The sequence below is a fragment of the Streptomyces botrytidirepellens genome (assembly GCF_003721215.1).
GTDB lineage: Bacteria > Actinomycetota > Actinomycetes > Streptomycetales > Streptomycetaceae > Streptomyces > Streptomyces himastatinicus.
Genome location: NZ_RIBZ01000620.1, coordinates 1 through 4,604 on the forward strand (window position 1 = coordinate 1; position 4,604 = coordinate 4,604).

Consider the following 4,604-nt stretch of genomic DNA (forward strand, 5'->3'; position numbering starts at 1 on the left):
CCACCTCGACGCGGGCGCCGAGCGCGGTGAGGTCGGCGGCCAGGCCGTCGGCGCCGGGTGCGGCAGGGCCGCGGCGGCTGGTGAGCAGCAGGTCGGTGACGCCGTGGGCGGTGACCAGGTGGCGGGCGACCAGAGCGCCCAGGGTGCCGGTGCCGCCGGTGATCAGCACGGTGCCGGGCCGGTCGCCGAAGACGGTGGCGGGGGTGCCGGGTCGGTCGGCGGCCACGCGGGTCAGGCGCGGCCGGTGAAGGGTGCCGGAGCGCAGGGCGAGCTGCGCTTCGCCGGTGGCCACCGCCGCGCCGAGCTCGGGCTCGGCGTCCGAGGAGCCGGAGGGATCGGAGGGGTCGATGTCGAGGAGGACGATGCGGCCCGGGTTCTCCGTCTGGGCGCTGCGGACCAGCCCCCAGACCGCGGCCCCGGCGAGATCGGTGACGTCCTCGCCGTCCACCGACACCGCGCCCCGGGTGACGACCACCAGCGTGGCGTCGTCGTCCCGGTCCTCCTCCAGCCAGGACCGGAGGACGCCCAGCGCGGCCGCGGTCTCGGTGTGCACGGCCTCGGCGGTCGTGCCGCCCGCGCAGCGGTGCACGACCGTCCGGACAGGGGTGGACTCGCCCAACACGGCGGGGGTCCAAGCGAGTTCGTACAGCGCGTCGTGGGACGCGCCCAGCTGGTGGCCGGTGGCCATCGGGCGCAGGACGAGCGAATCGACGGACGCGACGGCGCGGCCCGCGGTGTCGGTGAGGCGCAGCGCCACCTCGTCCTCGCCCAGCCGGGTCATCCGCAGCCGGAGCGCGGCGGCTCCCGAGGCATGCAGGTCGACCCGCGTCCAGGCGAAGGGAAGCGTGACCCGCCCGTCGTCGGGGGCGAGCAGGGCGGTGGCGTGCAACGCGGCGTCCAGCGCGGCCGGGTGCAGCCCGAACCGCGCGGCCTCGGCGGCGGCCTGCTCGGGCAGCGCGATGTCCGCGTACACCTCGTCGCCGGACCGCCAGGCGGCGCGCATCCCCTGGAACGTGGGCCCGTAGACCGGGCCGTCGGCGGAGGGCGGCTCGTAGAAGCCGGTGAGGTCGACGGGTTCGGCGCCCGGTGGCGGCCACGGCGCGGGGTCGGGCGCGGGTTCCGGTGCGGCGTCGGCGAGCGTGCCCTGCGCGTGGCGGGTCCAGGCGGCGTCGGCGGGGGCGTCGTCGGGCCGGGAGTGGATCGACACGGTGCGCAGGTCGGCGCCGACGACGACCTGGATCGCCACGCCACCGCGCGCCGGGAGGGCGAGGGGCGTCTCGATCGTCAGCTCCTCCACGCGTCCCCGGCCCACCTCGTCGCCGGCGCGGACGGCCAGTTCGACGAAGCCGGAGCCGGGGAAGAGGACGGTGTCGCCGACGGCGTGGTCGGCGAGCCACGGCTGGGCGGCGCGCGACAGCCGCCCGGTGAGCAGCACTCCCCCGGCCCCGGCCACCGGCACCGCCGCGCCCAGCAGCGGGTGGTCGGCGGGCAGCTGGCCGACGCCGCGCGCGTCGCCGGTGTGGTCGGTTTGCAGGGGCAGCCAGTACCGCTTGCGCTGGAAGGGGTAGGTGGGCAGGTCGACGCGGCGGGCTCCGGTTCCGGCGAACTGGGTCTCCCAGTCGACGGTGGCGCCCCGTACGTAGGCCTCGGCCAGCGAGGTGAGGAACTCGCGCGGGCCGCCCGCGTCGCGGCGCAGGGTGCCGACGAGGGTGGCGGGCACCCCGGCCGAATCGGCGGTCTCGCCGAGCCCGGCCAGCAGGCCCGGGTGCGGGCTGGCCTCCACGAAGATCTCGAAGCCGTCGGCGAGCAGCGCCCGCGTCGTCTCCTCGAAGCGGACGGTCTGCCGCAGGTTGGTGTACCAGTACGCGGCGTCCAGTCCCGCGGTGTCCAGCTGCCCCGCGGTGACGGTGGAGTAGAACGGGACGTCCGAGGTGCGCGGGGTCAGGCCGGTCAGCTCGGTGAGCAGCCGGTCGCGGATCTCCTCCACGAACACCGAGTGGGACGCGTAGTCCACGCGGATGCGGCGGGTCTGGACGCCCTCGGCGTCCATCCGGTCGCGCAGCTCGTCCAGGGCCTGCGGATCGCCGCACACGACGACGGAGCCGGGGCCGTTGATGACGGCGAGCTGGAGGCGGCCGTCCCAGTCGGCCAGGTGCCCGGACGTACGGTCGGCGGACAGGGCCACCGACATCATGCCGCCCCGGCCCGCCAGGTCCTGGCGGATGATGCGGCTGCGCAGGGCGACCACGCGCGCGCCGTCCTCCAGCGACAGCGCACCGGCGACGCAGGCGGCGGCGATCTCGCCCTGGGAGTGGCCGACGACGGCGGCCGGTTCGACGCCCGCGGCGCGCCATGCCTCGGCCAGCGACACCATCACCGCCCACAGCGCGGGCTGTATGACGTCGACGGCCTCCAGGGGCGGTGCGCCGGGCGCGCCGTGCAGCACGTCGAGCAGGTCCCACTCGACGTACGGTTCGAGGGCCTTGGCGCATTCGCCGAGGCGGGTCGCGAAGGCCGGTGAGTGCTCCAGCAGTTCGACGCCCATGCCGGGCCACTGCGAGCCCTGCCCGGGGAAGACGAACACCGCGCGCGGGTCGCCGCGTTGGACGCCCTGGACGACGGAGGCGGGCGTCTTCCCGGCCGCCAGCGCGTCGAGCCCGGCGAGCAGTCCGTCGCGGTCGCCGTCCACGATCACGGCCCGGTGTTCCAGGGCGGCGCGGCCACGGGCGAGCGAGGCGGCGACGTCGAGTACGTCATCGATGGCGTCGACTGCCTCACCGGTGGCGTCGAGTGCCTCACCGGTGAGGCAGTCGACGCCGTCGTGGTCGCGCAGGTGGGCGGCGATCCGCGCCGCCTGGGCGCGCAGCGCCTCGGCGGTGGCCGCCGACACGGTCAGCGGCACGGCCGGGGGCCGCTCGCCGCGCGGTTCGCGCGGGCCGGGCGGCGGCGCCTCCTCCAGCACCACATGGGCGTTGGTGCCGCTGACGCCGAACGAGGACACCGCGGCGCGCCGCGGACGGCCGGCCACCTGCCACTCCCTCGCCTCGGTGAGGAGTTCGACGGCGCCCTCGGTCCAGTCGATGTGCGGGGAGGGGGTGTCGGCGTGCAGGGTGCGGGGCAGCACCCCGTGCCGCATCGCCATCACCATCTTGATCACACCCGCGACCCCGGCGGCGGCCTGGGTGTGCCCCAGGTTGGACTTGACCGACCCCAGCCACAGCGGTGCGCCGTCCGCGCCGCGCTCCTGCCCGTACGTGGCCATCAGCGCCTGGGCCTCGATCGGGTCGCCGAGGGTGGTGCCGGTGCCGTGGCCCTCGACGGCGTCGATGTCGGCGGGGGTCAGGCCCGCGGAGGCCACGGCCTGCCGGATCACCCGCGCTTGCGCGGGGCCGTTGGGCGCGGACAGGCCGTTGGACGCGCCGTCCTGGTTGACGGCGGAGCCGCGGACCACCGCGAGCACCGGGTGTCCGGCGCGGCGCGCGTCCGACAGGCGTTCCAGCAGCAGCAGTCCGGCGCCCTCGCCCCAGCCGGTGCCGTCGGCGGACGCGCCGTACGCCTTGCAGCGGCCGTCGGCGGCGAGGCCCCGCTGGAGGCTCATCCCGATGAACGTCTCGGGCGTGGCCATCACGGTGACGCCACCGGCCAGCGCGAGCGTGCACTCGCCCTGCCGCAGCGCCTGCATCGCCCAGTGCATCGCCACCAGGGAGGACGAGCAGGCGGTGTCGATGGTGACCGCCGGGCCCTGGAATCCGAGGGTGTACGCGATGCGGCCGGACGCGACGCTGCCGAGGCCGCCGCCCGCGGTGAAGCCCGCGAGGTCTTCGGGAACGGAGCCGGAGGGCGGCGCCCAGTCGTGGTACATGACCCCGGCGAACACACCGGTGGCGCTGCCCTTCAGGGAGTGCGGGTCGATGCCGCCGCGCTCCAGCGTCTCCCAGGCGGTTTCCAACAGCAGGCGGTGCTGCGGGTCCATCGCCTGGGCCTCCTTCGGGCTGATGCCGAAGAAGGCGGGGTCGAACTCGGCGGCGTCGTAGAGGAAGCCGCCCTCGCGGGTGGAGGTGGTGCCGTGTCGGCCGGGCTCGGGGTGGTAGATCTCCTCGATGTTCCAGCCCCGGTCCTCGGGGAAGCCGGCGATCGCGTCGGTGCCGTCGGCGACCAGCCGCCACAGCTCCTCGGGGGAGGTGACGCCGCCGGGGTAGCGGCAGGCCATCGCCACGATCGCGATGGGCTCGTCCGCCGCGGCCCGTACGGTGGTCCGCGCCGGGGCGGTGGTGGGTGCGGCGCCGCGCACCTTCTCGAGCACGTGGTCGGCCAGGGCGCTCGGGGTCGGATGGTCGAAGATCAGGGTGGAGGTGAGCCGGAGCCCGGTGGCCTCGCCGAGCGCGTTGCGCAGCTCGACGGCGGCCAGGGAGTCGAAGCCCAGCTCGGTGAAGGCGCGGCGGGGGTCGATGGCGGTGCCGCTGTCGTGGCCGAGGACGACGGCGATCTGCGCGCGGACCAGGTCGAGGACGATGCGGGCCCGCTCGGCGTCGGGCTTCCCGGCCAGCCGGTCGGCCAGCGCCCCGCCCGGGGCGCCCGCGACCGTGGTGGCGGCGGCGCGCCGG

1 protein-coding gene is annotated in these 4,604 nt (G+C 76.2%); it reads right to left on the reverse strand.

Going from position 1 to position 4,604, the window contains the following annotated elements:
- On the reverse strand, positions 1–4,604 hold a 4,604-nt coding region (locus EEJ42_RS33890; RefSeq protein ID WP_123105901.1), incomplete at both ends, for a type I polyketide synthase.